The sequence below is a fragment of the Streptomyces sp. BBFR51 genome (assembly GCF_044591655.1).
Classification (GTDB): domain Bacteria; phylum Actinomycetota; class Actinomycetes; order Streptomycetales; family Streptomycetaceae; genus Streptomyces.
In genome coordinates this window covers 1,050,934-1,075,899 of record NZ_CP172448.1, presented here as the reverse complement: position 1 = coordinate 1,075,899, position 24,966 = coordinate 1,050,934, and the positions used below count along the sequence as shown (strand labels likewise).

Annotated in this window: 27 protein-coding genes; 17 read left to right on the top strand and 10 right to left on the bottom strand. The window is 72.9% G+C overall.

The genetic code is table 11. The annotated features are described in order from the left end of the window. Positions 1-213 precede the first annotated feature (213 nt). Positions 214-810: a TetR/AcrR family transcriptional regulator gene (locus ACGH7X_RS04970; protein WP_399882013.1), complete on the bottom strand. Its 597-nt coding sequence runs from the start codon at positions 808-810 to the stop codon at positions 214-216. A gap of 148 nt (positions 811-958) precedes the next feature. Here ACGH7X_RS04970 and ACGH7X_RS04965 point away from each other — a divergent pair, with 148 nt between their 5' ends. After that, positions 959-1,921 (top strand): alpha/beta hydrolase family protein, encoded by a 963-nt coding sequence (locus ACGH7X_RS04965; RefSeq protein WP_399882011.1) that lies wholly within the window; start codon positions 959-961, stop codon positions 1,919-1,921. 137 nt (positions 1,922-2,058) lie between these two features. After that, positions 2,059-3,042 carry an SDR family NAD(P)-dependent oxidoreductase gene (locus ACGH7X_RS04960; RefSeq protein WP_399882009.1) on the top strand — a complete coding sequence of 328 codons (984 nt, stop codon included), beginning with the start codon at positions 2,059-2,061 and terminating at the stop codon, positions 3,040-3,042. Positions 3,043-3,077: 35 nt separating this feature from the next. Here the strand turns inward: ACGH7X_RS04960 and ACGH7X_RS04955 are convergent, their stop codons facing one another. The 3 genes from ACGH7X_RS04955 to ACGH7X_RS04945 form a co-directional block, all read right to left on the bottom strand. Then, entirely contained in the window at positions 3,078-3,806 is a 729-nt protein-coding gene (locus ACGH7X_RS04955; RefSeq protein ID WP_399882007.1) for a phosphatase PAP2 family protein, read from the bottom strand. Between the two features lie 45 nt (positions 3,807-3,851). Beyond that, positions 3,852-4,787, bottom strand: coding sequence for a M56 family metallopeptidase (locus ACGH7X_RS04950; protein ID WP_399882005.1), 936 nt, complete (start codon positions 4,785-4,787; stop codon positions 3,852-3,854). A 114-nt stretch (positions 4,788-4,901) separates the two neighbouring features. Then, positions 4,902-5,486 (bottom strand): DUF5134 domain-containing protein, encoded by a 585-nt coding sequence (locus tag ACGH7X_RS04945; RefSeq protein ID WP_399882003.1) that lies wholly within the window; start codon positions 5,484-5,486, stop codon positions 4,902-4,904. 197 nt (positions 5,487-5,683) lie between these two features. On the opposite strand from ACGH7X_RS04945, the gene ACGH7X_RS04940 reads away from it, so the two are divergent. Further along, positions 5,684-7,372, top strand: coding sequence for an FUSC family protein (locus ACGH7X_RS04940; RefSeq protein WP_399882001.1), 1,689 nt, complete (start codon positions 5,684-5,686; stop codon positions 7,370-7,372). Next, a complete protein-coding gene (locus ACGH7X_RS04935; protein ID WP_399881999.1) occupies positions 7,369-7,998 on the top strand; it encodes a MarR family winged helix-turn-helix transcriptional regulator in 630 nt (209 codons plus the stop codon). The genes ACGH7X_RS04940 and ACGH7X_RS04935 overlap by 4 nt, the downstream gene beginning before the upstream one ends. 45 nt (positions 7,999-8,043) lie before the next feature. On the opposite strand, the gene ACGH7X_RS04930 is transcribed toward ACGH7X_RS04935, so the two are convergent. Together ACGH7X_RS04930 and ACGH7X_RS04925 are read right to left on the bottom strand one after the other, a co-directional pair. Further along, positions 8,044-8,808: a VOC family protein gene (locus ACGH7X_RS04930; RefSeq protein ID WP_399881997.1), complete on the bottom strand. Its 765-nt coding sequence runs from the start codon at positions 8,806-8,808 to the stop codon at positions 8,044-8,046. 102 nt (positions 8,809-8,910) lie between these two features. Further along, positions 8,911-9,303, bottom strand: coding sequence for a VOC family protein (locus tag ACGH7X_RS04925; RefSeq protein ID WP_399881995.1), 393 nt, complete (start codon positions 9,301-9,303; stop codon positions 8,911-8,913). A gap of 76 nt (positions 9,304-9,379) precedes the next feature. On the opposite strand from ACGH7X_RS04925, the gene ACGH7X_RS04920 reads away from it, so the two are divergent. Further along, positions 9,380-9,919: a GNAT family N-acetyltransferase gene (locus ACGH7X_RS04920; protein ID WP_399881993.1), complete on the top strand. Its 540-nt coding sequence runs from the start codon at positions 9,380-9,382 to the stop codon at positions 9,917-9,919. 42 nt (positions 9,920-9,961) lie between these two features. Here ACGH7X_RS04920 and ACGH7X_RS04915 read toward each other — a convergent pair whose 3' ends face one another. Beyond that, positions 9,962-10,645, bottom strand: coding sequence for a glycerophosphodiester phosphodiesterase family protein (locus tag ACGH7X_RS04915; protein WP_217169485.1), 684 nt, complete (start codon positions 10,643-10,645; stop codon positions 9,962-9,964). 228 nt (positions 10,646-10,873) lie between these two features. Between ACGH7X_RS04915 and ACGH7X_RS04910 the strand changes: the two genes are divergently transcribed. From ACGH7X_RS04910 to ACGH7X_RS04895, 4 genes are all read left to right on the top strand, one after another. Then, entirely contained in the window at positions 10,874-12,277 is a 1,404-nt protein-coding gene (locus ACGH7X_RS04910; RefSeq protein ID WP_399881991.1) for a DUF6421 family protein, read from the top strand. Positions 12,278-12,348: 71 nt separating this feature from the next. Next, on the top strand, positions 12,349-13,095 hold the full coding sequence (locus ACGH7X_RS04905) for an SDR family NAD(P)-dependent oxidoreductase (RefSeq protein WP_399881989.1): 747 nt from the start codon (positions 12,349-12,351) through the stop codon (positions 13,093-13,095). Beyond that, complete coding sequence (locus tag ACGH7X_RS04900) at positions 13,092-14,162, top strand: threonine aldolase family protein (protein ID WP_399881987.1); 1,071 nt, start codon at positions 13,092-13,094, stop codon at positions 14,160-14,162. The genes ACGH7X_RS04905 and ACGH7X_RS04900 overlap by 4 nt, the downstream gene beginning before the upstream one ends. Positions 14,163-14,257: 95 nt before the next feature. Next, positions 14,258-14,830, top strand: a complete 573-nt coding sequence (locus ACGH7X_RS04895; RefSeq protein ID WP_399881985.1) for a transglutaminase domain-containing protein — start codon at positions 14,258-14,260, stop codon at positions 14,828-14,830. A gap of 10 nt (positions 14,831-14,840) precedes the next feature. Here ACGH7X_RS04895 and ACGH7X_RS04890 read toward each other — a convergent pair whose 3' ends face one another. Beyond that, positions 14,841-15,569 (bottom strand): lysophospholipid acyltransferase family protein, encoded by a 729-nt coding sequence (locus ACGH7X_RS04890; protein ID WP_399881983.1) that lies wholly within the window; start codon positions 15,567-15,569, stop codon positions 14,841-14,843. Between the two features lie 249 nt (positions 15,570-15,818). On the opposite strand from ACGH7X_RS04890, the gene ACGH7X_RS04885 reads away from it, so the two are divergent. The 5 genes from ACGH7X_RS04885 (at position 15,819) to ACGH7X_RS04865 (ending at position 20,358) form a co-directional block, all read left to right on the top strand. Then, the gene (locus tag ACGH7X_RS04885) at positions 15,819-16,211 is read left to right on the top strand and encodes a TlpA family protein disulfide reductase (RefSeq protein ID WP_399896792.1); all 393 of its coding nucleotides are present in this window, start codon (positions 15,819-15,821) and stop codon (positions 16,209-16,211) included. A gap of 145 nt (positions 16,212-16,356) precedes the next feature. Further along, the gene (locus ACGH7X_RS04880; protein WP_399881981.1) at positions 16,357-16,866 is read left to right on the top strand and encodes a flavin reductase family protein; all 510 of its coding nucleotides are present in this window, start codon (positions 16,357-16,359) and stop codon (positions 16,864-16,866) included. Between the two features lie 220 nt (positions 16,867-17,086). Further along, positions 17,087-17,875 (top strand): electron transfer flavoprotein subunit beta/FixA family protein, encoded by a 789-nt coding sequence (locus ACGH7X_RS04875; RefSeq protein WP_399881979.1) that lies wholly within the window; start codon positions 17,087-17,089, stop codon positions 17,873-17,875. Positions 17,876-17,929: 54 nt separating this feature from the next. Then, the gene (locus ACGH7X_RS04870) at positions 17,930-18,892 is read left to right on the top strand and encodes an electron transfer flavoprotein subunit alpha/FixB family protein (protein ID WP_399881977.1); all 963 of its coding nucleotides are present in this window, start codon (positions 17,930-17,932) and stop codon (positions 18,890-18,892) included. A 167-nt stretch (positions 18,893-19,059) separates the two neighbouring features. After that, a complete protein-coding gene (locus ACGH7X_RS04865; protein WP_399881975.1) occupies positions 19,060-20,358 on the top strand; it encodes a DUF6986 family protein in 1,299 nt (432 codons plus the stop codon). Here the strand turns inward: ACGH7X_RS04865 and ACGH7X_RS04860 are convergent. Further along, positions 20,339-21,199 carry a hypothetical protein gene (locus ACGH7X_RS04860; protein ID WP_399881973.1) on the bottom strand — a complete coding sequence of 287 codons (861 nt, stop codon included), beginning with the start codon at positions 21,197-21,199 and terminating at the stop codon, positions 20,339-20,341. The two genes, ACGH7X_RS04865 and ACGH7X_RS04860, sit on opposite strands and share 20 nt — an antisense overlap. Positions 21,200-21,272: 73 nt before the next feature. Beyond that, positions 21,273-22,349 (bottom strand): LacI family DNA-binding transcriptional regulator, encoded by a 1,077-nt coding sequence (locus ACGH7X_RS04855; protein ID WP_399881971.1) that lies wholly within the window; start codon positions 22,347-22,349, stop codon positions 21,273-21,275. 214 nt (positions 22,350-22,563) lie between these two features. Between ACGH7X_RS04855 and ACGH7X_RS04850 the strand changes: the two genes are divergently transcribed. The 3 genes from ACGH7X_RS04850 to ACGH7X_RS04840 all read left to right on the top strand — a co-directional run bounded on the left by ACGH7X_RS04850 (position 22,564) and on the right by ACGH7X_RS04840 (position 24,966). After that, complete coding sequence (locus ACGH7X_RS04850; protein ID WP_399881969.1) at positions 22,564-23,517, top strand: ROK family protein; 954 nt, start codon at positions 22,564-22,566, stop codon at positions 23,515-23,517. A gap of 71 nt (positions 23,518-23,588) precedes the next feature. Further along, entirely contained in the window at positions 23,589-23,783 is a 195-nt protein-coding gene (locus tag ACGH7X_RS04845; RefSeq protein ID WP_399881967.1) for a hypothetical protein, read from the top strand. A gap of 139 nt (positions 23,784-23,922) precedes the next feature. Further along, positions 23,923-24,966 carry an NUDIX domain-containing protein gene (locus tag ACGH7X_RS04840; RefSeq protein ID WP_399881965.1) on the top strand — a complete coding sequence of 348 codons (1,044 nt, stop codon included), beginning with the start codon at positions 23,923-23,925 and terminating at the stop codon, positions 24,964-24,966.

The window sequence follows — 24,966 nt, the reverse complement described above, 5'->3', positions numbered from 1 at the left end:
GTACTCCTGCGTTGACTGGCTGGCAGCCAACTATACTCGGCGCAGGCGGACGGGCCCCAGGGGTCCGCTCCGGCCACCGTCTGCCTCGGGCGACACGGGGGATCGTCCGAGGCGGACGGAACTCCCCGGTGGTTGCCTCGGGCTACCTGCCCTCGACGTCGCGCACCACCCGCGCCGGCCGCCGTCCGCGCGCCGGTCGCCGCCGCACGCCGTTCAGGACGAGGCGGGTCGGCGCAGCCCTTGGAGGAGCAGCGCGATCAGGCGACGCGGGTCGTAGCGGGGGTCGCTGCCCCGTCCGATGCAGAGGTTGCCGATGCCGCGCATGAGTTCGTAGGGCTGGATCCCGGGCCGGATGTCGCCGGCGTCGACCGCCGTGTCGACCAGCTCGGTGGTGACCGGTGACAGGCGGTCGAGGAAGTGGGCGTGCAGGTCGGCGAAGCGCTCGCTGTCCGACTGCAGGGCGTCGGCGAGGCCGTGCTTGGTGACGAGGAAGTCGACGAAGAGGTCGATCCACTGGCTCAGTGCGTCGAACGGTGTCTCGGCGCGGGCCAGCAGGGCCGGGCCGGCGGCGGCGAGGTCTTCGATCTGCTGGTTGTAGACGGCCGTGACGAGGTCCGCCCGGGTGGGGAAGTGGCGGTAGACGGTGCCCATCCCGACGCCCGCCTTGGCTGCGATCCGACGGATGGGCGCATCGACACCCGAGGTGAGGAACACCTCGGCGGCCGCGGTGATCACAGCCCGCTGGTTGCGCAGGCTGTCGGCGCGCCTGCTCCTCGCCGGCGGCGTCGCGGCAGGGCCTCCCGTGGTCATGACGCATTCCCTTCGGCACCCTTTGACAAAGCGGAACGCTGCTCCACATAATAAATGGAGCCGTGTTCCGCTTTCAGGTTAGCGCACGCGGACCATGCCGAGCCGCCCTGCCCGTCCTCGGGCGGCGGGCTCTGGAAAGGACCCCCTCATGCCCCTCGTGAACACATCCGCTCCTGCCGCCGGGACCTCGCCCGCCCCGGTGCTGTCCTTCAGCCCCGTGGTGCTTCCCGTCGAGGGACGGCCCGTGGACCTCCAGGTCCGCGTCACCGCCCCCGCCCAGGGAACCGGACTCCCCGTGATCCTGCTCTCCCACGGTCACGGAGGCTCGAACAACCTGTCCTCGCTGAACGGCTACGCGCCGATAGCGAACCTCTGGGCGCAGGCCGGCTTCGTCGTCGTCCAGCCCACGCACCTGTCTTCCAGGACGCTGGCGCATCAGGTCTCCGACGACCCCGAGGCGCCCCTGTTCTGGCGCTCGCGCGCCGAGGACATGACCCACGTCCTCGACCGCCTCGACGTGATCGAGAGCAGCGTGCCGCATCTCGCCGGGCGCATCGACCACGGCAGGGTCGCCGTCGCCGGTCACTCGCTCGGCGGCTTCACCGCCAACCTGCTGCTGGGCGCCCGGCTCACCGACCCCACCGCCGGAGAGCTGGTGAGTCTGCGGGAGCCTCGCATCAAGGCGGGCGTCGTACTCGCCGCTCCGGGCCGGGGTGACGTCATCCACGCATCCATGGCCGAGCAGATGCCGGCCTTCAAGACCGTCGACTTCTCCACGATGGTCACCCCCGCGCTCGTCGTGGCCGGGGACAAGGACGACTCCCGTCACTTCACGGATGTGGGCCCGGACTGGCACGCCGACCCCTACACCCTCGCCCCCGGCCCCAAGACCCTGCTCACCGTCTTCGACGCGGAGCACGGGCTGGGCGGCATCGCCGGCTACGACGCCGACGAGACCACCGACGAGAACCCCGAGCGCGTCGCGGCCGTCGGACACCTCACCGCCGCCTACCTCGCCACCACGCTGGGACTCGACGCGCACGCCTGGCAGCGGGCCCGTGACGCTCTGGTGTCCGGCACCGCCCCGGTGGGGCGCATCGAGTCGAAGTAGGCCCACCGGGGCCCGGCCGCCCCGCCCGGGTCCGCCGTACTTCGGGCACGCGAGGGCGCCCGCGCCGCTCCTGCTGGACATCCCCGCATCCGGGTCGTACCCGGGTGCCGCACCCGTACGACGAGAGGAACGGTCCCATGACTGACCGGCAGCATCCCATCGGCTCGGGTTTCACCCCGGCCTCCACCGCCGACGAGGTCCTCGCCGGCGTCGACCTCACCGGCAAGAACGTCGTCGTCACCGGCGGCCACGCCGGCATCGGACACGAAGCGACCCGCGCCCTGGCCGCGAGGGGGGCGTCCGTCACCGTCGGCGCCCGGAACCCCGACCGGGCCCTCGATGCGGTGGCCGGCCTCGAAGGCGTCCAGGTCAGTCGGCTGGACCTGGCCGATGCGGCCTCGGTCGACGCGTTCGCCGACCGCTGGAACGCCTCGGGGCGCCCGCTGCACGTACTGATCAACTGCGCGGGCGTACCGGCACCCGCGCAGCGCGAGGTGGACGACCGCGGCTACGAGGTGCAGTTCGCGGTCAACCACCTCGGCCACTTCCAGCTCACCCTGGCCCTGCGGCCCGCCCTGCTCGCGGCCGACGGCGCCCGGGTCGTCAATGTCACCTCCGGCGCCCACCGTTACTCCACCATCCGCTGGGACGACCCGCACTTCACCTCCGGCGACTACGAGCCCCACACCGCGTACGCCCAGTCGAAGTGCGCCAACGTCCTGTTCGCCGTCGCACTCGACAACCGCTGGGCCGCGGACGGCATTCGGGGCTATGCCGCGCACCCGGGCGTCGTCGTGGGCACGGCTCTCAACCGCGCCGCCGGTGACGAGGGCCTGCGGGCAGCCGGTCTGATCGACGAGGCCGGCCGGCCGGTCATCGACCCGGTGGCCGGGAAGAAGACGGCCCGGCAGGGCGCGGCGACGATCGTGTTCGGGGCCGCGAGTCCGCTCCTGGCGGACATCGGCGGCGTCTATCTGAAGGACAGCGAGGTGGCGCCGCTGGACGACGAACAGCGGCCGGTGACGCCGGACAGCATCCCCTCGGACGCCGCCTCGCACTCCCTCGACCCGCGATCCGCCCAGCGCCTGTGGGAGCTGAGCGGCCGGCTGCTCGGCGCCTGACCGCTCGGCGGCAAGCAGCCGGCCACGGGCGGATCCTAGGAGGCGATGCCGCGGTCCGGGCAGGAGTCCGGCCGGGCGGAAGGCCGCCCTGCTCGCGGAGGTTTGCGCCGGTGCACCTGTACGGCGAGCGCCACGACCAGGGCGCCCAGCAGCCAGCCGCCGAGGACGTCCGTGGCCCAGTGGACGCCGAGCCACACCCGTGTCACCCCGACGCCGGCCACGGAGACGACGGCCACGGCGAGGCCGGCACGGCGCGGATCGCGGCCGGCGCCGTAGTGGTGGAGCAGCCACACCAGCAGGCCGCACACGAACGTCGCGGTCATGGCGTGCCCGGAGGGGAAGGCCGCGTACTGCGCCGAGTCCACGGGGTCGGGCCAGACCGGGCGGGGGCGGTCCACCGCCGCCTTGAGGACCTGCTGGAGGAGGCTGCCCAGCAGACAGGTCGTCCCCAGCCACACGGCCGTCCACCGGTCCTTGCGCCGCCACCACAGCCACACCACGACCACCGCGCACAGCAGGCGCATCGTCCAGGTGTCCCACACCCAGTCGGTGAGGATCCGCATGACGTGGGTGACCCCGGGCCCGTCGACGGCCCAGCGGTGCGTCGTACCGGCGATGTCGTCGTCCAGCCGGACCAACGGGCGCCACTCGACGGCCACCAGCGTGAGCAGCAGCGCGGAGCACACGGCCAGTACCCAGGTGAGGCGGAGGGCGCCGCGCGGCCGCGGCGGGGTGGGCGGGGAGTCGACCGACGGCGTCTGCATGCAGCGATACTCGCCGACCCGGAGGCTCCGGGGCCAGTTCGGTGGCTAGCCCAACGCCCGCAGTCCCGGCGCGAAGGCCACCAGAACCGGAACCACCGGTACCAGCGCGGCCGCGGCCGTCAGGCGCAGCCTCCGGGCCGCCGTCAGCCGGTTCGGCGGGGTGAGCAACCGGTGGACCCGCTGCGGGACATGGGCCTGCGCGGTCGGGCACGGACCGAAGACGCCACGGTCCTCGTTGAGTTCGACCAGGGCCAGGGCCGTGGTCAGCCGGCCGAAGCGGCGGGAGGCGACGTCGTCGGCGGCGAGTTCGACCAGGCGGTGCATCTCGTCGCGGAACGCGGCGAAGACCGGAACCTGGGGAAATCCGTCCGCCAGCGCGGCGGAGCAGTGCAGCAGCCAGTCGTGCCGCGCCCGCGCGTGCCCCTTCTCGTGGGCGAGCACCGCGTCCAGCTGCCGGCCCTTCAGGCGCCGCAACGCGGCCGTGGTGACGACCAGCTGCGGGGGAGTGCCGGGCAGCCACCAGGCGTCGGGCCGCTCGCCCTCCAGCACGACGAGCGGGTCCGAGCCGGGCACCTCGCCGGGCAACACCGGAACGCGCAGCAGCAGTTCGGCCCGGCGGCTCCGACGCCGGGACCGGGCCCGTACGACCTCCCGGGTCAGCATGGCGACGCTCCACAGCCCGCCGCAGGCCAGCGTGACGGCGGTCATGTCCGCCCAGTGGCCGGACGTCCCGAGCGCGTAGGCCTCGACCACCGGACCGGGAGCGCTCGCGAAGACGGGCCCGCCCACCGCGTGCCAGGCCGCCGCCGCGCTGAACGTCATCGACAGCGCGCAGCACACGATCACCGCCGCCACCGCGCACTGCCACACCCACAGCGCGACCACCGGTTCGCGATCGGGCCAGTCGGCCCGGGCGAGCAGCCTGGGGGCGAGCACGGCGGTGAGCGCGCCGAGCAGCAGCAGTGCCGCGGGGAGAATCATGGGGGCAGCCTATGAGCGCGGCGCCGCCGGCAGTACGGGCCGACGCGCAAAGTGACGCAGGCAACGACGGCCTGCCGCGAACGCCGGACCGGCGGCCGGACCCGGCCGCCGGCGTCACATGGCCGGCAGCATGGCCAGCATCCCGATCGCCATGGACAGCCGGCAGGCGCGCGCCAGCTCCGGCCGGTCGCCCCACCCGGTCGGAGGGCCGCCGCCGGCCGCGCGGGCGGGAGAAGGCACCGGACCGCCCCCGGTCACGGCGACGACGGGTATCAGGCGTACGCCGGTCAGCAGGACGTACCCCGTGAAGTAGAGCAGCAGGGCCCCGGTCAGCACCGGTGCGCCCGACGTGCCGTGCCCGTGCGCGTGGGCGGGGGAGCCGGCCATCACCAGCGCCATGTAGACCATCGCCGCGGCTCCCACGAGGTGGTGCAGATGATGGCGTCCGGACCTGGCCGCCCACAGCGCGCGCAGCCCGGCGGCCCCGAACACCACGGCGTAGGCGGGCCACGCCCACGCGGGCGGGGTGAACACCGCCGCGGGCACCGCCATGGCGGCCATGCCGAACCCCATGAGCGCCTCGCCGCCGGCGGCACGGCGCTGCTCCTCGACACCGCTGCGCATCCGCAGCAGGCAGTAGGCGCCGGTCGCCGCGCACAGCGCGACCAGCAGCCATCCGGGCGACGCCGGTCCGTGCACACGCACCTCCCCGTTCGGCGGTCCACGGTCCGTCAAGGACTGCCCGGGCCAAGCGGCGCGCACGCGAGCGCAAGGGTGTACACGGGGGGTATTCGGGGGAGCGCGGCGGATCGTCGCTGGTCGGTGGGGCGGACGGGCCCGGGGGCGGCATCCGCTGTCATTCGTTTACAGGTAAAACACCTGTTAAGCTAAACTCCATGAGCAGTGCGACCCCCACCTCCGGCACCTCACTGGGCCGACGTCTGTCCCTGGCAGGCGTGCTGCGCCTGCGCCGGCCCTCCGAGATCTGGTTCAAGCCCGCCCTGAGTTCGGTCGTCGCCCTCGTGCCTCCCAACCTGCTCCTGCTGGGGCTCGGCCGGCTCGATCTGGCGATGTACACGATGGCCGGGTCCCTGTGCGCGCTCTACGCCCACAACCGCCCCTACGCCGCCCGCGCCCGCACCCTGGCGTGGGTGGTGCTCGGCATGCTCGGCGGCGTCGCCGTCGCCCTGGTCACCGCCTCGCTCACCCGGAACGCGGTCGTCCTCGTCACCGTCGGCGCCCTGCTGGCCGCCGTGCAGAAGGCCCTGTGCGACGCCACCCGCGTCGGCCCGCCGGGCAACGTGGTCTTGACCTTCATCAGCTCCGCCGCCCTCTTCGTCCCGCAGACCCTCGGCCAGATCCCCGCACACCTGGCGCTGGGCGCCGCCGCGGGCGTCTGGGCCTGGCTCGTCGGCATGGCCCCCGCCCTGGTCCGCCCGCACGGCCCGGAACGCCGGGCCACCGCCCAGGCCCTGAAGGCCGCCGCCGCGTACGCCGCCACCCGCGGCACCGGCGACGGCCACGCCCCCGCCCGCGCCGCCGGGTACGCCGCCGTACAGGCCGCCTGGCAGACGCTGCTGTCCCTGCCCGTGACGGGCGCCCGGGCCACCACCCGGCACGCCCTGGAACGCCTCGTCGTGCGGGCCGAGGTCGCGCTGGCCGCGCCCGCCGACACCGACCCGGAGCGGCTGCGCACCTGGGCCCACGCCCTGCGCGGCGCCGGCCGGATCCCCCGCACCGGAGACACCCCGGGGGCCACCGACGAACTCCTCGGCGTGGACGCCGAACTCGCCGCCCGCCCCGCGCCCCTGTGGCAGCGGCTCGGCCCGCTGACCCCGATCGCCGCGCGCACCGCCCTCGGCTGCGCGCTGGCCGGGTACGCCTCCCTCGCCCTCGGCATCGGCCGCCCGTACTGGGCCCTGGTCACCGCCGCCGCGCTCTACCAGGCCAACATGACCCTGACCTGGAGCCGGGCCGTGCAGCGGGTGGTCGGCAACGTCGCCGGGGTGCTGCTCTTCGCCGCCATCGCCCCGCTCGCCCACCTCGGGCAGGCGCTCCTCGTCCTGTTCTGTCTCGCCCTCAACTTCGGCGCCGAGGCCCTCATCACCCGCAACTACTGGCTCGGCAGCGTCTGTGTGACCCCGATGGCGCTGCTCGTCACCGAGTTCGCCGGCTACCAGGAACCCGGCGGGCTGATCACCGAGCGGGTGGTGGACACCCTCGTCGGGGCCGCGGTCGGCTTCCTGGCCGCGGTGGCGGTCACCAACCGGCGCGCCGGGAACCGCGTCGAACAGGCGGTGACCGCGGCCGACCTGGCCCGGGAGCGCGCCGCGCGCCTGCTGGCGGAGCGGGACCCGGCCCCGGGCACCCTGGAGGCCGCCCGCAGGGGCCTCACCGCCGCGCTGGCCGACCTGCGGGCCACCGTCGACGGGGCGGCCGGCGAATGGTGGGGGCGCGCACTGCCCCAGGAGAGGGTCGTGCTCGCCGAGCGGTCCGGACACCGTACGCTCGCCGAGGCGGTGCGACGCCAGGCAGCGCGTGCGGACCGGGACACGGGCACGAGAACGGAGGGCGTACGGCCATGACCGCAACCGACGGGGGCTCGGTGACCGCGGGCGACGCGGGAGCCGGTGACGGGGGACTCGGCGACACGGGGCCCGGCGACAGGGGACTCCGTGACGGGAGAGAGGGACCCGGCAGGGGACCGGGCGGGGACACCGTGGCCGCGGTCGTGCGGCAGTGGCGGGCCGTCCATCCGGACCTCGACACCGGGCCGATGGAGATCATCGGCCGCATCAACCGCTGCGCCGCCCTCCTCCAGCAGGCCGAGGACGCCCCGCTGCGCCGCGCCGGCCTCAGCCGCGCCGAGTTCGACCTGCTCGGCGCGCTGCGCCGCACCGGGCACGAGCTGACCCCCGGCGAGCTGGCCCGCGAGACCTTCTCCTCCGGAGCGGCCGTCACCAAGCGCCTCAAGCAGCTCACCGAGCGCGGCCTGGTCGAACGGCGTGGAGACACCCGCGACCGCCGGGTCGCCCACGTCCGCCTCACGGACACCGGACGCGACCTCGTCGACGGCATTCTCCCCGAACAGCTCGCCTACGAGTCCGCCGTCCTGTCCGGCGTGGACGGACCCCGCCAGGGCGAGCTGGCGACGCTCCTGGGAGGGCTGCTCGGCCAGCTGGAGGGCCGCCTGGACGCGCTGCGGGCCTGAGCGCGCCCCCCGCGTGCCGGGAGGGCTCGGGAGGCTTGGGAGGGCTCAGCGCTCGTCGCCCGCCCGGTACACGCCGAACATCGCGCCCTGGGGATCCCGCAGGACCGCGATGCGCGGCCCGTCGGGCACGGAGGTGGGCTCCATGAGCACGGTGCCGCCGCCGTCGGTCGCGTCGGCCGCGGCGGTGTTCACGTCCGCCACCGCGAAGTACGGCAGCCAGTGGGCCGGCACCTCGTGCGGGAACTTGTCGTCCATCGTGACCATGCCGCCGAAGTCCGCCCCGTCGATCCCCCACTGCGGATAGCGACGCGAGCCGGTGACGCTCCAGCCGAACACCGTGGTGTAGAAGTCGGCGGCCCGGTCGGGCTCCCGGGTCAGCAGCTCCACCCAGCCCAGCGAACCGGCCGCGTTGAACAGCCCGGCACCGGGGAACGAGCGCGGCTGCCACAGCTGGAACAGCGCCCCGGTGGGATCGACGGCCACCACGAGCCTGCCCGCGTCCAAGACGTCCGTGGGGCCCTGCGGGACCGTTCCGCCCGCCGCCGTCACCTGCCGTACCGCGGCGTCCGCGTCGCGCACGGCGAACGAGACGTTCCACGCGACCGGCTGCCCCTGCTGGTACAGCGGCGTCAGGGCGGCGACCGCCGCGTCGCCGATCCGGGCGATCGTGCGGCCGCCCGCCCGCTGCCGCGCATCGGTCTCGGCGTGCCAGCCGAACAGCCTGGTGTAGAAGCGCCTGGCTCCTGCCAGATCGGTGGTCGCCAGCTCCGCCCAGCAGGGCCCGCCGGTCACCGGTTCGTGGAGCTTCATCGTGCTGGGCGTCCTTCCGCCGGGGCCGAAGAGTCCGTCCCCCTCCAGCACGCTAAGGCCGGGCCGGGGCCGCGGCCATCCGGCACCTGCCGCCCCGCGGGGTCAGATCCCGGGCCGGTAGCGCAGCGGATGCTCCGCGGGCACCTCCACCAGCACGATCCGCGTGCCGTCGGGGTCCGCGATCCACATCTCCACCAGCCCCCACGGCTCCTTGACCGGCGGCCGCACGATCTCGACGCCCTTGGCGCGCAGTTCGTCGTGGGCCGCCGCCGCGTCCTCGACCTGGAGCCACAGCGCGAGCGCGGGGGAGGGAGGAGCCTCGGAGCGCCCGGAGACCTCGAGGAAACCGCCGCCGAGGAAGTACACGGTCCCCCGCTCGGGCCCGGTGCCGAACTCCCGGTGGACGGCGAGGCCGAGCTGCTCGCCGTAGAAGGCCCGGGCGCGGTCGGGGTCGGTGGGGCGGAGCAGGGTCCGGCTGCTGAGTACATGCACCATGCGTCCCGACACTACTGGCGGCGTTACGCTCATCGGTGCCCGCGCCGCGCCCGAGAACGAACCGGAGACGCCCCACATGGACACCGCCGCCAGCCGACCGACCTACCGTGACGCCACCGACGCCGACGTGGACGCGATCGTGGCGCTCATAGAGTCCGCCTACCGGGGCGACTCCAGCCGGGCCGGGTGGACCACCGAGGCGGACATCCTCCAGGGACAGCGCACCGACCCGCAGGGCGTCCTGGACGTCGTCAAGTCGCCGGACAGCCGGCTGCTGACGGTGGAGCGGGAGGGCCGGATCGTGGCCTGCTGCCAGCTCGAGCACCGCGGCGCGCACGCCTACTTCGGGATGTTCGCCGTCAGCCCGGCGCTCCAGGGCGAGGGCCTCGGCAGGACGATCATCGCGGAGGCGGAACGGCAGGCCCGCGAGAGCTGGGGCGTGACGGAGATGCACATGACCGTGATCTCCGTACGCGAGGACCTCATCGCCTGGTACGAGCGCCGCGGCTACCGCCGTACGGGAAGGATGACCCCCTTCCCGTACGGCGACGAGCGCTTCGGCATTCCGCAGCGGGACGACCTGCAGTTCGAGCTGCTGGTCAAGCCGCTGGTCTGACGGCCCGGGCTCACGCGGCCCGAGGCTCAGGCGGCCCGGGGCTCAGGCGGTGAAGCGGCCGGTGCGTTTGATCTCCGGGTAGTCGGTCGTCGCGCCGTCGAGGCCGAGGGCGCGCACCAGCCGCAGATGATCCTGCGTGTTCACGGTCCAGCAGAAGACCCGCAGCCCCGCCTTGCGGGCCCGCCGCACGATCTCCAGCGTGACCCTGTTGATGTCCAGACAGAGGGTGCCGGCGCCCGCCGCGACGGCGCGGTCCACGACCTCGGGGCCGTAGTACTGCGCGACCAGGGCGGTCCGCACCCCCGGCACCAGCCGGGCGATCTCGACGATGGCCTCGTCGTGGAACGAGATCACCTCCACCCGGTCCACCAGGTCCCGGCGGAGCATGACCTCGGCGAGGCCGCGCGCGGCCGCCGCGTCCTTGATCTCGGCCTGCAACGGCACCGAGACGGCGTCCAGCACCTCCTCGAAGACCGGGATCCGCTCCCCGCGGCCGGCGTCCAGGGCGCGCAGTTCCTCGAGGGTCTTGTCGGCGATCGCGCCCGTGCCGTCGGTGGTGCGGTCCACGGCGGCGTCGTGCATGACGACCAGCGCGCCGTCCTTGCTCAGATGCAGGTCCAGTTCGACGACGTCGAGGCCGGCCTGCTCGGCGGCGACGAAGGAGCGCAGGGTGTTCTCGGGTTCGACACCCATGGCTCCGCGGTGACCGATGGTGAGGAAGTTCAAGGCTCGACTCGCTTCCGTCGACGTCGGCGTTGGCAGGGCGGCAGCCTAACGGCCCTGCGGGACCGTTTCCCCTCTGCCGCGCCTGGTATCCGGACTCCGGCACCCCGCAGGAAAAAATGCGGTGAAGACCAGGGTCGGGCAGGATAATTTGCGGGGGCTCCCCTTGCTGGGAGAAACCTCGTATGCCTACGGTGTCCTGACGCGAGCTTCTTCGGTGGAGGATGGGACATGACGGAAATTCTTGTGCAGGTGGGTGCGGAGGGGAACATTCCTCCGGCGAGCAGGGTGGTCGAGCACCCGGCGTGGCCCGTGCTCAAGGATGCGGTGGAGCGAATCCGTCCATGGCAGTCCAGGGACGGGTCGATCGACTTCGACGCCGAGGGCGCCCCCGAGCGGGCCGCCGCCGAGGACGTCGTGCGCCGCGTCGCCGAGGCCGTGCGCGAGCTGTCCCCGCTCCTCCCGCACGACCGCGCGTACCACGAGGCCCTGGTCACCGACCTCGGCCGCTGGGCCGACGGCGGCTTCGAGGTGCCCGACTTCCTCGACTCGCTGCTGGCCTTCCAGCCCGCCGCGAACCGCGCCGACGGCCTCCAGCACCTGGTCGTCTTCCCGATGTACACGCAGAACGGCAACCCCGACCGCAACCTCGAGGCGGTCGTGCTGCGCATGGTCTGGCCCGACTGGCTGGCCGAGCTGGAGCGCACCCGCTACGACAATCCGCTGTTCTGCGGCATCACCTTCGAGGACTTCACGGCCGGCTACGACACCAACTCGGCCGTGCTCTTCCCGGAGACCATCGCCGTGCGCGAGGCGCCCGAGCGCTTCTCCTGGGGCGGCATCTTCTGCGACCGCGAGGCCGCCCGCTTCCGCCGCGTCACCGAGGCCGCCGTCGGCATCCTGGGCGTGGAGCTGCCCGAGGACGTCGCCGCGATGGTGCACGACCAGAAGCGCTGCGAGGAGGCCTTCGTCCTGTGGGACATGGTCCACGACCGCACCCACAGCCACGGCGACCTGCCTTTCGACCCGTTCATGATCAAGCAGCGCCAGCCGTTCTGGATGTACGGCCTGGAGGAGCTGCGCTGCGATCTCACCGCCTTCAGGGAGGCCGTGAAGCTGGAGACCGACGGCGTCCCGCAGGCCCGCGACGTGCAGTACGCGGTGCTCTTCGACCGCATGTTCCGCTTCCCGGTCACCGGTGAGCGCACGCGCAACTACGACGGCCTCGGCGGCCAGCTCCTCTTCGCCTACCTGCACAAGCACGACGTGGTCCGCTGGACCGACAACAAGCTCTTCATCGACTGGCAGCGCGCCCCGCAGGTCACCAACCAGCTGTGCGCCGAGATCGAGACGCTCTACCGCGACGGCATCGACCGTCCCAAGCTCGTCCACTGGTTCGCCGGGTACGAGCTGGTCTCCACCTACCTCGCCCCGCACCCGGGCTCGAAGTGGGCCAAGGGCCCCGACGCCCTGGACCTGTCCCTGCCGCCGCGCAAACTCGTCGATGACGTGCTTCCGGACGAGTTTCCGCTGAGCATGTTCTACGAGGCACTGTCCAAGAAGCTGAAGAAGGTGATTGCCTCGACCCGGGGCATCACGGCCACGGCGGACGGTGCCGAGCGGGCCGCCGCGTGAGCGACGGCGAAGCCGCGCGCGAACACGTTCGGCAGGCACAGGAACAGGCACAGGCACAGGAGGCGAGGACCATGGGGAACGGGGCGCTCGACGGCGCGGTGATCGCGGTGGCCGGTGCGGGCGGGCCCGCCGGACGGGCCGCGCTGCTGCGGCTCGCCGAGGGGGGTGCGACCGTCGTCGGCGCGGACAACGACCCGGAGCGGCTGGCGGAGGCGGTGGACGCGGCTCGGTACGCGCACGGCGGCGCCACCGTCACCGGCGAGACCGTCGACCTGCTCGACCTGGACTCCACCCGGGCCTGGGCCGACCGCACCGAGAAGGAGTTCGGCCGGGTCGACGGAGTGGTGCACCTCGTCGGCGGCTGGCGCGGCAGCCGGACCTTCACCAAGACCGACCTCGGGGACTGGGAGCTCCTCGAGATGCTGCTCATCCGCACCGTCCAGCACACCTCCCTCGCCTTCCACGAGCCGCTCCAGCGCAGCGACCGCGGCCGCTACGTGCTGATCAGCGCGGCCGGCGCGAGCCGGCCCACCGCGGGCAACGCCGCCTACTCGGCCGCCAAGGCCGCCGCCGAGGCGTGGACGCTGGCCATGGCGGACTACTTCCGCAAGGCGGGGGGCGAGCAGGGGCCGACGTCGGCGGCTGCGATCCTGGTGGTCAAGGCGTTGGTGCACGACGCGATGCGCGCCGAGCGCCCCAACGCGAAGTTCGCGGGCTTCACGGACGTGCGTGACCTCGCCGAGGCCGTCGCCGGAGTCTGGGACAAGCCCGCCGCGGAAGTGAACGGAAACCGTCTGTGGCTGACCGAGAAGCCGTGAACCCCCCGAAGACCGACGCGCGTCGCCATCACGACCCCGAGGTCCGCGGTTTCGCCAGTGACAACTACGCCGGGGCCCACCCGGAGGTGCTCGCCGCCCTGACGCTGGCCAACGGCGGACACCAGGTCGCGTACGGCGGGGACGACTACACCGAGAATCTCCAGCAGGTGATCCGCAGCCACTTCGGCTCCGGCGCCGAGGCGTTCCCGGTCTTCAACGGCACCGGCGCCAACGTCGTCGCGCTCCAGGCGGTCACCGACCGCTGGGGCGCGGTGATCTGCGCCGAGAGCGCGCACATCCACGTCGACGAGGGCGGCGCCCCCGAGCGCATGGGCGGCCTCAAGCTGCTCACCGTCCCCACCCCGGACGGCAAGCTCACGCCCGACCTGATCGACCGGCAGGCGTACGGCTGGGACGACGAGCACCGGGCGATGCCGCAGGTCGTCTCGATCACCCAGAGCACCGAGCTGGGCACCCTCTACACGCCGGACGAGATCCGTGCCATCTGCGAGCACGCCCACGCGCACGGCATGAAGGTGCACCTGGACGGCTCCCGGATAGCCAACGCCGCCGCCTCCCTGGACGTGCCCATGCGCACGTTCACCAACGCGGTCGGCGTCGACCTGCTCTCGCTCGGCGGCACGAAGAACGGCGCCCTGTTCGGCGAGGCGGTCGTGGTCCTGAACCAGGACGCGGTGCGCCACATGAAGCACCTGCGCAAGCTGTCCATGCAGCTGGCCTCGAAGATGCGCTTCGTGTCGGTGCAACTGGAGGCGCTGCTCGCCAAGGACCTGTGGCTGCGCAACGCCCGGCACGGCAACGAGATGGCCCAGCGCCTGGCCGAGGGCGTGCGCGCCGTGCACGGCGTGGAGATCCTCTACCCGGTGCAGGCCAACGCGGTCTTCGCCCGCCTGCCGCACGAGGTGAGCGAGCGCCTGCAGAAGCGGTTCCGCTTCTACTTCTGGGACGAGGCCGCCGGGGACGTGCGCTGGATGTGCGCCTTCGACACGACCGAGGATGACATCGACGCGTTCGTCGCCGCCCTCAAGGAGGAAATGGCGCGCTGACAGGGCCTCCCATGGCTTCCCGAAGTATGCATAGGTATGCGATCACCCGTAAAGTCATTGACTGACGGGTGATCGCTTTCCTATGCTCTGCGGGCATGGAGCTGATCCAGAAGAACCCTGACCTGTCTGCGTACCTGGCCGCCGACGAGGCCATCGACCATGAGCATCCGCGTGTACGTGAGGCGGCGGAGCGGCTCGCCAAAGAGGCGGACGACTCGTATGACTATGCGCGGCTGGCCTTCGAGTTCGTACGCGACACCATCCCGCACTCACAGGATTCCGGGGACCCGCGCGTCACCTGGCGGGCCTCCGACGTCCTGGAGCAGCGCACCGGCATCTGCTACGCCAAGGCCCACGCGCTGGCCGCGCTGCTGCGGGCCGAGGACATCCCCACCGCGCTGTGCTACCAGCGGTTCGACGTGGTGCACGGGCTGATCGCCGTACGCCTGGACGGTGCCTGGCACCGGCAGGACCCGCGCGGAAACAAGCCCGGCGTGAACGCGAGGTTCTCCCTGGGCAGGGAACAACTGGCCTTCACACCGGACCACGCGGCGGGCGAGGCGGACTGTCCGGAGCTCTACGCCGCACCGCATCCGGTCGTGCTGGACACCCTGAAGGCGGCCACCGACCGGCCGCACCTGTGGGAGATCCTTCCCACCGCGCTCTGACGCGCCCGGCTCAGTGCGCCTGGGCCGTGCGCACCTGCTCGGGCGTCGGGGCCGTGCCACCGAGATGGGCCGGCATCCACCAGGTGTCGTCGGCCCCCTTGGGGCGGACCGGGTAGGCGCGCTGCGCGGCCTCGAGCAGCTCCTGCACCCGCTCGCGCAGCCGCCGGGTGATGGCGCCCGCGTACTGCTCGCGCGGGGCCTCCATGGCCTCGCCGACCCGGATGGTGACGGGGGTGTGGCTGCGCTTGAAGTTGCGCGGGTGGCCCTTGGTCCACAGGCGCTGGGTGCCCCACAGTGCCATCGGGACCAGCGGGACGCCCGCCTCCTGCGCGAGCCGCGCGGCGCCCGACTTGAAGCTCTTCAGCGTGAACGACTCGGAGATCGTCGCCTCCGGGAAGACCCCGACGATCTCGCCGGACTTCAGCGAGTCGAGGGCGTGTGCGTAGGCCGCCTCGCCCTGCTTGCGGTCCACCGGGATGTGCTTCATCCCGCGCATCAGCGGACCGGAGACGCGGTGCCGGAAGACCGACTCCTTGGCCATGAAGCGCACCAGCCGCTTCTGCGGCAGCGCCGCCAGGCCGTCGAAGACGAAGTCCAGGTAGCTGATGTGGTTGCTCACCAGCACGGCGCCGCCCGAGCGCGGGATGTTCTCCGAACCCTGGCAGTCGATCTTGAGGTCCCACGCCTTGAACAGGGTGCGGGCGAGACCGATGACCGGACGGTAGACGAGTTCTGCCATGGGCCGGCGGACCCTTCCTTGTCAGCCTGGGAAGGGGACTCCCAGTCGAAAGTTACGCAGCCGTAGGTTTACGGCTTGTCGCAGATCGTGCCCCAAGAACGGCCGGTGTACCAGCCTTGGTGCCCGTGTGCGGCGAGATCCTCATCACTCGCGGGGCTCTTTTGTGGCCGAAACACGACGGTGGGCGGGAATCTCCGCCCTCGCGCGAGCGCTGCACCCGTGGACGACCGGACCGGTGGCGCGCGGCATATGCGCGCCCAGGAGTGCCGCGGTGGCGGCGGAACGGGGGCGCGGGTGCGCGGGCAGGGCGACGGCAGGCGGTCCGGGGATCCGGGCCCACGGCTCGACGCGGCCGACCTGGGCGCCGAACTCGGCGCCCGCGCGACGCTCGTACAGTTCTCCAGCGCCTTCTGCGCACCCTGCCGGGCCACCCGGCGGGTGCTCGGCGAGGTGGCGGGCCTGGTCCCCGGCGTCGCCCACGTCGAGATCGACGCCGAGGCCCGCCTGGAACTGGTCCGCGCCCTGGACGTGCTCAAGACGCCCACCGTGCTGGTTCTCGACGCGGGCGGCCGCGTCGTGCGGCGCGCCGTGGGGCAGCCGCGCAAGGCGGACGTGATCGCCGCGCTGGGCGAGGCGGTGTGATCACCGCCACGTCAGTGGTGAGGCCTTCTCCACAGCTTCCGAATCCGGGACGTACTTGACTGTGTGTGCCACCCGTCGTCAGCCTGCCCCTGTTCCCCGCGCCCCGTTGCCGGAACCGAGGCGCACCGCAGAAGGACCACCCCGTATGACGGCCACCCCCGATCTCGCCGCGACGCGGCTCGCCGCCGACGACCTGCTGCGGTCCGTCTTCCGGCGGCACGCGGTGGGAGTCGCCGTGATCACCGCGCGCGGTGCCGCCGGCCCGGTCGGCTTCACGGCCACGTCCCTCACCTCGGTCTCCGCCGAGCCTGCGCTGCTGTCCTTCAGCATCGGCACCGGCTCCTCCAGCTGGCCGACGGTGTCCGCGGCCGAGTACGTCGGCGTCCACCTGCTCGGCGAGCACCAGGAGGAGCTGGCGGCCACCTTCGCCCGCAGCGGCGCCGACCGTTTCGCGGCGCCCACCGCCTGGCGCGAGGGCCCCGAGAAAGTGCCCGTGCTGGACGGCGTCCTCGCCTGGCTGGTGTGCCGCGTCGTCGGCCGCGTGCCCGCGGGGGACCACCGGATCGTGCTGGCTCAGGTGCTCCTCGGCGACCCCGCGGGAGCCGGCCGGCCCCTGCTGTACCACCAGGGGCGTTACCAGGGTCTGCGCGACTGACCGGTCAACGGGACGGCTGCTGCGAAGGCGTCGGGTTCCGGTTACGCTGCGTTGCGAAGGTCACAGTTCAAAGCGCTTGCTTAGCGGGAAAGAACTGGGTGTACTGACGAGTAATATTCCGGGCGGAGCGCAGGTCGCCCCGACCGGGATCGGCCGCTTGGGGCGCCTATGCTGCCTGCAAGAGGCAGCACTGAAATGTCGACGCAGTAGGAGAGCCGGCGTGAGCTTGAGGATCGTTGTCACTGTGAAGTACGTGCCCGACGCCACTGGCGACCGGCACTTCGCCGATGACCTGACCGTCGACCGGGACGACGTGGACGGTCTGCTCTCCGAGCTGGACGAGTACGCGGTCGAGCAGGCGCTGCAGATCTCGGAGAATTCCGACGACGACGTGGAGATCACCGTGCTGACGGTGGGTCCCGAGGACGCGAAGGACGCGCTGCGCAAGGCGCTGTCCATGGGCGCGGACAAGGCGATCCACGTCGAGGACGACGACCTGCACGGCACCGACGCCATCGGCACCTCCCTGGTCCTGGCCAAGGCGGTCGAGAAGGCCGGCTACGACCTGGTCGTCTCCGGCATGGCCTCCACCGACGGCACCATGGGTGTCGTACCGGCGCTGCTCGCGGAGCGCCTGGGTGTGCCGCAGGTGACGCTGCTGTCCGAGGTCTCGGTCGAGGGCGGTGTCGTGAAGGGCCGCCGTGACGGGGACTCCGCCACGGAGCAGCTCGAGGCGTCGCTGCCGGCCGTCGTGTCGGTCACCGACCAGTCGGGCGAGGCGCGTTACCCCTCCTTCAAGGGCATCATGGCGGCCAAGAAGAAGCCCGTTCAGTCCTGGGACCTGTCCGACCTCGAGATCGACGAGGACGAGGTCGGTCTCGAGAACGCGTACACCACGGTCGACTCCGCGGCCGAGCGCCCGGCGCGCACCGCGGGCACGATCGTCAAGGACGAGGGCGAGGGCGGCAAGCAGCTCGCCGAGTTCCTGGCCGGCCAGAAGTTCATCTGAACCCGGCCCCGCTGACCGCCCCTCATCTTTCGCAAGCAGGAGAGAAGAAGTCCCATGGCTGAAGTTCTCGTCTACGTCGACCACGTGGACGGTGCCGTCCGCAAGCCCACCCTGGAGCTGCTGACCCTGGCCCGCCGCGTCGGCGAGCCCGTCGCCGTCGCGCTGGGCGCCGGTGCCGGTGACACCGCCGCCACGCTCGCCGAGCACGGCGCGGTGAAGGTCCTCACCCACGAGGCCGCCGAGTACGCCGACTACCTGGTCGTGCCGAAGGTGGACGCCCTCCAGGCCGCCCACGAGGCCGTCTCCCCGGCCGCGGTGCTGGTCCCCTCCTCCGCCGAGGGCAAGGAGATCGCCGCCCGCCTGGCGCTGCGCCTGGGCTCCGGTGTCATCACCGACGCCGTCGACCTGGAGGCCGGCGACGAGGGTCCGGTGGCCACCCAGTCGGTGTTCGCCGCCGCCTTCACCACCAAGTCCCGCGTCTCCAAGGGCACCCCGGTCATCACGGTCAAGCCCAACAGCGCCGCCGTCGAGGCCGCCCCGGCCGCCGGCGCGGTCGAGGCCCTGTCCGTCACCTTCTCCGCCGCCGCGACCGGCACCAAGGTCACCTCGCGCACTCCGCGCGAGTCGACCGGCCGCCCGGAGCTGACCGAGGCCGCGATCGTCGTCTCCGGCGGCCGCGGCGTCAACGGCGCGGAGAACTTCGGACTCATCGAGGCCCTCGCCGACTCGCTCGGCGCGGCCGTCGGCGCCTCGCGCGCCGCGGTGGACGCCGGCTGGTACCCGCACACCAACCAGGTCGGCCAGACCGGCAAGTCCGTCTCGCCGCAGCTGTACATCGCCTCCGGCATCTCCGGTGCGATCCAGCACCGCGCGGGCATGCAGACCTCGAAGACGATCGTGGCGATCAACAAGGACGCCGAGGCCCCGATCTTCGACCTCGTCGACTACGGCGTCGTCGGCGACCTCTTCGACGTCGTCCCGCAGCTCACCGAGGAAGTCAAGACCCGCAAGGGCTGAACCTCCCGGCCGAAACGTCACGCCGAGGCCCCCGCGACCGTCCGTGGTCGCGGGGGCCTCGGCGTGTGCGCAGGATGGGTGTTGACCGGCGCGAGGCCGACAGATAACTTCGCTCTACGGATAAGTGATTCCGGTGAGCGGAAAAGTGAAAACCAGGAGGGTGTGGGATGGGTCAGCAGGAGAAGGTGGCAACGAGCCTCGCGGGCGCCGTCGGCGAGGAGATCAGTGCCTCCCTCGCACCGGTCGACGCGGAGCTGGAGCGCCGCTACCCCGGAGACCCGGGCACCCGCCAGCCCGTCCACACCGTCTACGTCCCCGGTGACGTCTTCGCCGCCGACACGGTTCGCTCCTGGGGCGACCGGGCGCTCGCCGCCCTCGACGAACACGCCCCCGACGCCGCGTCCTTCGCCGCCGTCCTCGGCCTTACCGACGACCTCGCCGAGCCGGTGTACGCCCGCGTGCGCGCCAAGCTGGAGCGCGAGCCGATCGAGGACCTGCGCGTCGACTTCGAGGACGGCTACGGCAACCGCACGGACGCCGAGGAGGACGAGGCCGCCGCCCGCGCCGCCCGGCTGATCGCCGAGGCGTACGCGCGGGGCACGGCCGCCCCGTACATGGGCATCCGCATGAAGTGCATGGAGGCTCCGGTGCGCGCCCGGGGCATCCGCACCCTCGACGTCTTCCTCAGCGGCCTCATGGAGGCCGGCGGACTGCCCGACGGCCTGGTCCTCACCCTGCCGAAGGTGACCTACCCCGAGCAGGTCACCGCCATGGTGCGGCTCCTGGAGGCCTTCGAGAAGGCGCGCGGCCTCACGCCCGGCCGGATCGGCTTCGAGATCCAGATCGAGACCAGCCAGTCCATCCTGGCCGCCGACGGCACCGCCGCCGTCGCCCGCATGATCCAGGCCGCCGGGGGCCGCGCCACCGGTCTGCACTACGGCACCTTCGACTACAGCGCCTGCCTCGGCGTCTCCGCCGCGTACCAGGCCAGTGACCACCCTGCCGCCGACCACGCCAAGGCGGTCATGCAGGTCGCCGCCGCCGGCACCGGCGTACGCGTCTCGGACGGCTCCACCAACGTCCTGCCCGTCGGCCCCACCGCCAAGGTCCACGACGCCTGGCGCCTGCACTTCGGCCTCACCCGCCGGGCCCTCGCCCGCGCCTACTACCAGGGCTGGGACATGCACCCCGGCCACATCCCGACCCGGTACGCGGCCGTCTTCGCCTTCTACCGCGAGGGCCTCGAGCAGGCCGCCGCCCGCCTCGCCCGCTACGCGAACCGCACCGGCGGCGACGTCATGGACGAGCCCGCCACCGCCAAGGCCCTCAGCGGCTACCTGCTGCGCGGCCTGGACTGCGGCGCCCTCGACATCGGCGAGGTCGCCCGGCTGACCGGCCTGACCCGCGCCGACCTGGAGGGCTTCTCCTCCCCGCGGCGCGGCGACCTCACGGCATCGGCGCAGTAGACGGGGGCCGGGTCCCGGAGAAGGGATCGTCCGGTCCGGAGCCCACGTACCGCTCCAGACCGGACGCCGTCACCCGCTCCTCCTCGGCGAACAGCCGTGTCCCGCGCTCGCACAGCCGCCGGTCGGCCCGCGCCCGCGCCCGCGCGCAGAACTCCTCGGGCGTCACCCCGAACAGCTCCCGCAGCCGGGCCGACCCGTGCAGCAGCTCGGTGATCAGGGGCCGCTGCTCTCCCGGGTGCCGCCGCGGCGCACCGGTGCCGTCGTGCAGGACGCCGTGACGGTTGACGTAGGCGTACGCGCCGCGCAGCACCGTGCCGTCCCCCGGTTCCACGCGTACGTCGGGTGCGGGCAGCCAGGCGCGGTCGAAGTTGCCGCCCGCCATCGGTACGCCCTCGCTGGCGTCGACCACCGCGAGCTGCTCGGCGTCGAGCCACAGGACGAACAGCTCCCGCACGACGCCGGCGGCGCCCACCGGAGAGGCGGACACGTAGCCCATCCGGCTCACGTGGGCGGAGACGCCGATGTCCAGGCCGGTGACCCGTGACCTGACCATCGGGATCGGCGAGCCGATGCCGAACTCGGCCATCTTGTGCCGCAGCTGGCCCGGGCTCGCGTTGGAGCCGATCGCGAGCACGGGGACCCGGTCGCCCCCGTCCTCGTGCACCGCCCGGTCCAGCGGCAGCAGTCGGTCCCCGCACAGCAGGCCGGACTCCGTGGGCCACGCGCCCGGGTACAGGAGCGGCTCCTCGCGCGGCACCCCGGCCAGCCCGAGCGCCCGAAGGGTCCGGTCCTCGCCGGACGGCCGTGCGGGTCCCCGGCCCTCGCCGAGTCGTTGCGACACGGTGTGATTCCTCCCGGCGGTGGCGTGTGCGGGCGCGACGGTGTGTCCGGTCCGGTCCTCGGCCGCGCTCCGCTCAGTTCGACGGCGGCAGCTCGCCCGAGCCCCGGGTGACCAGCCTGGTCGGCAGTTCGATGCGGTCGGGGGCGAGGAGGGTGCCGTCCAGCTGCCGGAAGAGCCGCTCGGCGGCGGTGCGGCCGAGGGCGGCCGCGTCCTGCGCGACCACGGTGACGCCCGGCCGGAGCAGGTCGGCCAGCTCGATGTCGTCGAAGCCGACGAGCGCGACGCCCCGGGTGTGCTCGGCGAGGACCCGGATCACGGTGACCGTCACCCGGTTGTTGCCGGTGAAGATCGCGGTGACCGGATGCGGGTCGGCGAGCATCTCCTCGGCCGCCCGGCGTACCCGCTCCGGGTCGGTGACGCCCAGGGACATCCAGGAGTCCTTCACCGGTATGCCGGCGTCCTCCATGGCGGCCCGGTAACCGCGCAGCCGCTCGGCGGCGGTGTGGATGCGGGGCATGTCGCCGATGAAGCCGATCCTGCGGTGACCGTGCGCGATGAGGTGGGCCACGCCGTCGCGGGCGCCGCCGAAGTTGTCCGACACCACCACGTCCGCGTCGATCCGGCCCGCCGGACGGTCCACGAACACCGTGGCGACGCCCGCCTTCAACTCGGGCTCCAGATACCGGTGGTCGTCCCCGGCGGGAATCACCACCAGACCGTCCACGCGCCGCGCGCACAGCGCAAGGACCAGCTCCTGCTCGCGGTCCGGGTCCTCCGCGCTCGACCCGTTGATCAGCAGGGCGCCGTGGGCGCGGGCCACCTCCTCCACGGCGCGGCTGAGCGGCCCGTAGAACGGGTCGGCCAGATCCTCCAGGACCAGACCGATGCTCGCGGTGCGGCCCTTGCGGAGCACCCGGGCGCTGTCGTTGCGGCGAAAGCCCAGGGCGTCGATGGCCTCCTGGACGCGACGCTCGGTCTCCGGGGTGACGCCGGGCTCCGCGTTGACCACCCGGGAGACGGTCTTGAGGCCGACTCCGGCGCGGGCGGCGACGTCCTTCATGGTCGGGCGATTGCCGTACCGGTTCCCGGGGAGGCGGTCTGCGCGGCGGGTCGTGTCGGGCACGATGCGGTGTCCTGTCCTGTCGTCCACGGGATTGCGTCGGCTCCTGCTGTCCGGGGGGATGTGTCGGTCATGAGGTTGTATGAGGATGTGGCGTCGAGCATAGAGCCTGGACAACGTTGTCAGATGCGGGAGACACTGTCCATCGCACTCTCCGGTCCTCGTCCCCACCGTGGGACCGGTCCGCTGGGCGCCTCGTGTTCGTCATTTTTCGCTTTCGGTCCGACGGGGAGATCCGACTCTGATGCACACCGACCTCGTGGCAGCGCTGGACATCGGCGGCACCAAGATCGCCGGCGCACTGGTGGACGGCCACGGCCGCATCCAGGCGCGCGCACAGCGTGCGACACCCGCCCAGGAGGACGGTGACACCGTGATGGGGGCCGTCGAGGCCGTGCTCGCGGAACTGACCGCGTCGCCGCTGTGGGGGCGGGCCACGGCCGTCGGCATCGGCAGCGCCGGCCCGGTCGACGCCTCCGCCGGCACGGTCAGCCCCGTGAACGTGCCCGGCTGGCGCGACTACCCGCTGGTCCGGCGGGTCCGGGCCGCCGCCGGTGATCTGCCGGTGGAACTGATCGGCGACGGGGTGGCCATCACCGCGGCCGAACACTGGCAGGGCGCGGCCCGTGGCCACGACAACGCGCTGTGCATGGTGGTGTCGACCGGCGTCGGCGGCGGTCTGGTCCTGAACGGCCGGCTGCACCCCGGCCCGACCGGCAACTCCGGTCACATCGGTCACATCAGCGTGGATCTGGACGGCGATCCGTGCCCGTGCGGCGCGCGCGGCTGCGTGGAGCGCATAGCGAGCGGCCCCAACATCGCCCGCCGCGCCCTCGACGCCGGCTGGCGGCCGGGGCCGGACGGCGACACCTCCGCCGCCGCGGTCGCCGCCGCCGCCCACCTGGGCGACCCCGTCGCCGTCGCCTCCTTCGAACGGGCCGCGCAGGCCCTGGCCGCCGGTATCGCCGCCACCGCGACCCTCGTCGAGATCGACATCGCGGTGGTCGGCGGGGGCGTGGCCAAGGCGGGCGACGTCCTCTTCGCCCCCCTGCGCAAGGCCCTCACCGACTACGCGACCCTCTCCTTCGTCCAGCGCCTGGCGGTCGTCCCCGCCCAGATGGGGACGGACGCCGGACTGGTCGGGGCGGCAGCGGCGGCGCTCTCGAGGACATCGGAGGTCACCGCCGCGCACGTCTGAGTGCGCGGCCGGTTCGACGGCTTCCGCGGCCTTACCCGTGACCCCCGCGCGGCCGCGTAGTTGAACGGGGCATGAAGAAGCGCAGCATGCTCGCCCTCGCGACCCTCGCCACCGGCTTCGTCGTCGCGGCCGTCAGCCCGTCCCACGCCGCCCCGAGCGACCTCCCGCTCAACCTCGGGGTGGACGACACCGTCAGCACCCTGGAGGACACCGTCGCCACCGAGAGCCTGACCCTCGACGACGACGCCCTGGGTCAGCTGGGCTGACGCCGCCCACCCGGACCGCACGGCGCCGGTGCCCCTCCCGGGGGCGCCGGCGCCGCTGTCGTACGTCCTCAACTGCGCCTGGTTTCCGTGGCAGGGTGAAGCGGGCAAGCCACAGGGGGCCAACAGAAGAGGGGGACCTGTGACCGTCGTCTGGATCAACGGCGCGTTCGGTGCGGGGAAGACCACCACCGCACGGGAACTGATCGAACTGATCCCGAACAGCACGCTCTTCGACCCCGAGGTCATCGGCGGGGCACTCGCGCACCTGCTGCCGCCCAAACGCCTGGCCGAGGTGGGTGACTTCCAGGACCTGCCGATCTGGCGGCGCCTGGTGATCGACACGGCGGCCGCGCTGCTCGCCGACCTCGGGGGGACCCTCGTGGTCCCGATGACCCTGCTGCGCCAGGAGTACCGGGACGAGATCTTCGGCGGTCTCGCCGCCCGCCGGATCGCGGTCCGGCACGTCCTGCTGGCTCCGGCTGAAACGATCCTGCGGGAGCGAATAGCGAACCGCGAGACACCGGCGGACCTGCCGGACGGCGAGCTGCGGGTACGGCAGTGGTCCTACGACCACATCGAGCCCTACCGGTCCGCCCTCGTCTCCTGGCTCACCGCGGACGCCCATCCGGTCGACACCGGCGCCCTCACCCCGTACGAGGCCGCCGCCCGGGTCGCCGAGGCTCTCGGCACCGGCGCCGTGCCGGCCTGCGGGATCGTGCAGACGCCGGAGCCCACCGGCGAGACCGTCGCCGCCGGCGTCCTGCTCTTCGACGAGCGGGACCGGGTCCTGCTCGTCGACCCCACCTACAAACCGGGCTGGGAGTTCCCCGGCGGCGTCGTCGAACCCGGCGAGGCACCGGCCCGCGCCGGTGTGCGCGAGGTCGCCGAGGAGACCGGCCTGCGCCTCGAGGACGTACCCGCCCTGCTGGTCGTCGACTGGGAACTGCCCGCACCACCCGCTCACGGCGGTCTGCGGATGCTCTTCGACGGCGGCCGGCTCGACTCCTCGGCCGCCGGACGCATCCGTCTGCCCCGCTCCGAACTGCGCGACTGGCGCTTCGTCACCGAGGACGAGGCCGCCGGCCTGCTGCCCCCGGTCCGCTACGCACGGCTGCGCTGGGCCCTGCGGGCACGGGAACGCGGCGCCGCCCTCTACCTGGAGGCGGGCACACCGGTCGGCTGA

Bases quoted from the DNA above. Each gene is read 5' to 3' on its own strand.
- ACGH7X_RS04970 (WP_399882013.1), bottom strand. From the start codon at position 810: ATGACCACGGGAGGCCCTGCCGCGACGCCGCCGGCGAGGAGCAGGCGC.
- ACGH7X_RS04965 (WP_399882011.1), top strand. From the start codon at position 959: ATGCCCCTCGTGAACACATCCGCTCCTGCCGCCGGGACCTCGCCCGCC.
- ACGH7X_RS04960 (WP_399882009.1), top strand. From the start codon at position 2,059: ATGACTGACCGGCAGCATCCCATCGGCTCGGGTTTCACCCCGGCCTCC.
- ACGH7X_RS04955 (WP_399882007.1), bottom strand. From the start codon at position 3,806: ATGCAGACGCCGTCGGTCGACTCCCCGCCCACCCCGCCGCGGCCGCGC.
- ACGH7X_RS04950 (WP_399882005.1), bottom strand. From the start codon at position 4,787: ATGATTCTCCCCGCGGCACTGCTGCTGCTCGGCGCGCTCACCGCCGTG.
- ACGH7X_RS04940 (WP_399882001.1), top strand. From the start codon at position 5,684: ATGAGCAGTGCGACCCCCACCTCCGGCACCTCACTGGGCCGACGTCTG.
- ACGH7X_RS04935 (WP_399881999.1), top strand. From the start codon at position 7,369: ATGACCGCAACCGACGGGGGCTCGGTGACCGCGGGCGACGCGGGAGCC.
- ACGH7X_RS04930 (WP_399881997.1), bottom strand. From the start codon at position 8,808: ATGAAGCTCCACGAACCGGTGACCGGCGGGCCCTGCTGGGCGGAGCTG.
- ACGH7X_RS04925 (WP_399881995.1), bottom strand. From the start codon at position 9,303: ATGGTGCATGTACTCAGCAGCCGGACCCTGCTCCGCCCCACCGACCCC.
- ACGH7X_RS04920 (WP_399881993.1), top strand. From the start codon at position 9,380: ATGGACACCGCCGCCAGCCGACCGACCTACCGTGACGCCACCGACGCC.
- ACGH7X_RS04910 (WP_399881991.1), top strand. From the start codon at position 10,874: ATGACGGAAATTCTTGTGCAGGTGGGTGCGGAGGGGAACATTCCTCCG.
- ACGH7X_RS04905 (WP_399881989.1), top strand. From the start codon at position 12,349: ATGGGGAACGGGGCGCTCGACGGCGCGGTGATCGCGGTGGCCGGTGCG.
- ACGH7X_RS04895 (WP_399881985.1), top strand. From the start codon at position 14,258: ATGGAGCTGATCCAGAAGAACCCTGACCTGTCTGCGTACCTGGCCGCC.
- ACGH7X_RS04890 (WP_399881983.1), bottom strand. From the start codon at position 15,569: ATGGCAGAACTCGTCTACCGTCCGGTCATCGGTCTCGCCCGCACCCTG.
- ACGH7X_RS04885 (WP_399896792.1), top strand. From the start codon at position 15,819: ATGCGCGCCCAGGAGTGCCGCGGTGGCGGCGGAACGGGGGCGCGGGTG.
- ACGH7X_RS04880 (WP_399881981.1), top strand. From the start codon at position 16,357: ATGACGGCCACCCCCGATCTCGCCGCGACGCGGCTCGCCGCCGACGAC.
- ACGH7X_RS04870 (WP_399881977.1), top strand. From the start codon at position 17,930: ATGGCTGAAGTTCTCGTCTACGTCGACCACGTGGACGGTGCCGTCCGC.
- ACGH7X_RS04865 (WP_399881975.1), top strand. From the start codon at position 19,060: ATGGGTCAGCAGGAGAAGGTGGCAACGAGCCTCGCGGGCGCCGTCGGC.
- ACGH7X_RS04850 (WP_399881969.1), top strand. From the start codon at position 22,564: ATGCACACCGACCTCGTGGCAGCGCTGGACATCGGCGGCACCAAGATC.
- ACGH7X_RS04845 (WP_399881967.1), top strand. From the start codon at position 23,589: ATGAAGAAGCGCAGCATGCTCGCCCTCGCGACCCTCGCCACCGGCTTC.